Raw genomic sequence first — 2,910 nt, forward strand, 5'->3', positions numbered from 1 at the left:
CCAACGATCGCATAAATCTGTAAACGAAAAAGGGCACGTAGCGCACCGGGACGTTCGTAAGCCGGGTCGGCGGGTTCATCGGCGCCGGGAACGGATTGACCGTCCACTGCCCGAGCAGGAGGTCGTCGTCGACCTCCACCCCGTACCGCTCCGCCAGCGGCCGCATCGTCTCGGCCAGGGGATTGGCGACCCCCGCCGCGGGCCCCGCGGCGGCGAACCGCTCGGTGACCCAGCCGGTGTAGTCGGGGGCGACGAGCACCCGTGCGTGCGCCGCGCCGGTGACCCGCGCCGCGACGGCGCCGGAGGGGAACCAGGCGTCCCACAGCACCAGATCGGGCTGCCAGACCCGGGCGAACTCGATCACCTGGTCCACGTCCTGCCGCGGCCGGGGCGGGTGGTAGTCGCGGATCGCCAGCAGGGTGAAGTGGTAGAAGACGTCCCAGGTGGGGCGCTCCTCGTCGCTGATTCCGAGCGCGCGCACGAAGCTCTCGGACTCTGCCGCGGTCGGCAGCATCGCCGCGTAGCCGGGGTCGTCGCGGTCGTGGACCGCCAGCGGCTGAGGCTGCCCGCAGGTCACCGACTTCAGGCCGGCCGCGGTGACGGCCTCGTGGAAGTCGGGGTCGGCCACACCGGTGGGATAGCCCGGGGGCGCCACGACGCACACCTCGTGGCCGGCGCTCTGCAGGGCCCAGGCGTAGGGCACCAGGGGCAGGAAGTGCGCCCGCGCCGGGAAAACCGTGATCATCACCCGCATGTCGGCTCCAGCCCCCGGCGGCCGGCCCGGACGGCCCGCGCGGTCATACGGCCGCCCCCGACTGCTTGGCCGAGGAGTTCCGCATGACCCGCATGGCGAGGCCGGGCCGCATCAGGGCCTGCGGGGGGTCCACCAGTCCGGCCACCCGGAAGAACGCCCCGGTCACCTCGCCGTCGACGGCCGCCGCCGCGTGCAGGCGGGCCATGTAGGCGTTGGCCATCTTCACCTTCATGGTCCGGGGGCCCTCCACCCCGGGGAAGTTCAGGTCCGCTCCGGCGGCGATGTCCCACGGGACGTCGATGACCGTGGAGATGCGCCGGAAGAAACGCAGCGCGTCGGGGACCGGGGCGTCCCGCAGGTGGTCGCGCAGCGCCACGGCCTCCAGCGCGGCGACCGTCATGCCCTGGCCGTAGACGGGGTTGAAGCTGCACACGCCGTCGCCCATGACGAGGAACCCTCCGGGGAAGCGGCGCAGCCGCTCGTAGCGGCGGCGGACGCTCGCCGGTAAGCGGAAGGTGACCGGTTCGTCGAGGGGCTCGGCGTCGCGGACGGCCCGGTAGATCTCCGGCGCGGCCAGCGACTTGGCGAAGGCCAGGAAGCCCTCGTCGTCGGTGGGCGGGTGGTCGCCGAGGATTCCGGTCAGGGAGAGCTGGGAGCTGCCGTCGGCGAGCCGGGGGAAGAACGCGCCGCGGGGGTTGCTCGGCGACGCCACCGGGTTGATCGACAGGTCCGTGCCGTACGGGTCTTCCTTGAGCTTGAAGTGGCGCGTGGTGTAGGCCAGGTCGATCTTGAAGCGGTCCTCCGCGGGCCGCTCGTACCCGAACTCCTCCAGCCAGGCGGGGGTTCGCGAGCCGCGCCCCGTGACGTCGACGACGAGGTCGGCCTCCAGGTGCGCGGGAGTGTCCGTGCCCGACTCGTCGACCACCTCGACGCCGGTGACGCGGCTGCGGTCGGCCGAGGCGGTCAGGCCGCGGATGACGCACCCGTCCATGATCGTCACCTGCGGCAGCGCGGCGACCCGGTCGCGCACGTGGGACTCCAGCTCGGGCCGCGTGGCCGAGACGCTGATCAACCCGGTGTTCGAGGGCTGGAGCCGGCGGCCGTTGAAGTACCACCGCAGGTTGCCCGCGATGTCCCCGGCGGGGATCCCGGCCGAGGTGAGTTCGGTGTCGAGACCGGGGAAGAGCTCGTTGAGGATCTGCTGCCCCTTGGCCAGCAGGGCATGGGCGTGGCGGCCGTGCGGGACACCGCGGCGCTGCTCCTTGCCGCCCAACCGGTCCCGGTCGATCACCAGCACTTCCTTGTACGTCTCGGACAGGACGCGCGCGGCGAGCAGCCCCGCCATCCCTGCACCGAGGACTACCGCGCGGTCACGGGCGTGCTTGGTCATCTGCGGTCCGCCTCCGTTGGCTCCGATGGCTCCGATGGCTCCTGTGGGCCGTCGTCCGGGCAACCGGGCCTCGGACCGTTGCATCGTCACGTCGCGTGTCACCGACCTGCATCTCCCGGTGTGCTGAGCTGGGACGGCCGGGCGCCGCACGCCCCTGTCCGCCGCGCCGCCCGCCTAGACTGCGGCGTTTCGACGGGCCCGGCGGACCCTTCGGCCGCCTCCCGCGAGTCGTCGAGAGAAGGGACGAGCGATGAAGCCGATCGGGATCTCGGGAGCGTGGACGGACGAGAAGAAGATCTTCCGCGACGAACGGGGCTCGTTCCGCGAGTGGTTCCAGGACGAGCCCTTCCGCCGCACCGTCGGCCACCCCTTCGATCTGCGGCAGGCGAACTGCGCGATCTCCTCCCGGGGGGTGCTGCGCGGCATCCACTTCGCCGGAGGCGTACCCGGCCAGGCCAAGTACTTCAGCTGCCTGCGCGGCAGGGTGCTCGGCGCCGTCGTCGACATCCGGGTGGGGTCGCCCACGTTCGGGGACTGGCGGACCGTCGAACTCGACGAGGCCACGGGGCGGGCGCTGTACGTCTCCGCGGGCCTGGGCTTCGGTTTCCTCACGCTGAGCGACGAGGCGGTGATCGCCTACCTGTGCTCGGCGGCCTACGACCCCCGGCTCGAACATGGCTTGAATCCGCTGGATCCGGAGGTGGGCATCGGCTGGCCGCCGGAGGTCACTCCGATCCTCTCGGAACGGGACTCCTCGGCCCCCGGT

At 72.1% G+C, this 2,910-nt stretch carries 2 protein-coding genes and 1 pseudogene; 1 reads left to right on the forward strand and 2 read right to left on the reverse strand.

What is annotated here, in order from left to right; translation table 11 throughout:
* Together ACFV20_RS36640 and ACFV20_RS36645 are read right to left on the reverse strand one after the other, a co-directional pair.
* Positions 1-754: pseudogene (locus ACFV20_RS36640) on the reverse strand (glycosyl transferase); the annotation flags it as partial.
* A 43-nt stretch (positions 755-797) separates the two neighbouring features.
* Complete coding sequence (locus ACFV20_RS36645; protein ID WP_385665416.1) at positions 798-2,144, reverse strand: FAD-dependent oxidoreductase; 1,347 nt, start codon at positions 2,142-2,144, stop codon at positions 798-800.
* A 250-nt stretch (positions 2,145-2,394) separates the two neighbouring features.
* On the opposite strand from ACFV20_RS36645, the gene ACFV20_RS36650 reads away from it, so the two are divergent.
* A partial coding sequence (locus ACFV20_RS36650) for a dTDP-4-dehydrorhamnose 3,5-epimerase family protein (RefSeq protein ID WP_385665419.1) occupies positions 2,395-2,910 on the forward strand: 516 nt, incomplete at its 3' end.

It is taken from the genome of Streptomyces sp. NPDC059696 (assembly GCF_042733745.1).
GTDB lineage: Bacteria > Actinomycetota > Actinomycetes > Streptomycetales > Streptomycetaceae > Streptomyces.

What these genes read in the sequence shown, in the direction of transcription:
- ACFV20_RS36645 (WP_385665416.1), bottom strand. Translation starts at nt 2,144, where the DNA reads ATGACCAAGCACGCCCGTGACCGCGCGGTAGTCCTCGGTGCAGGGATG.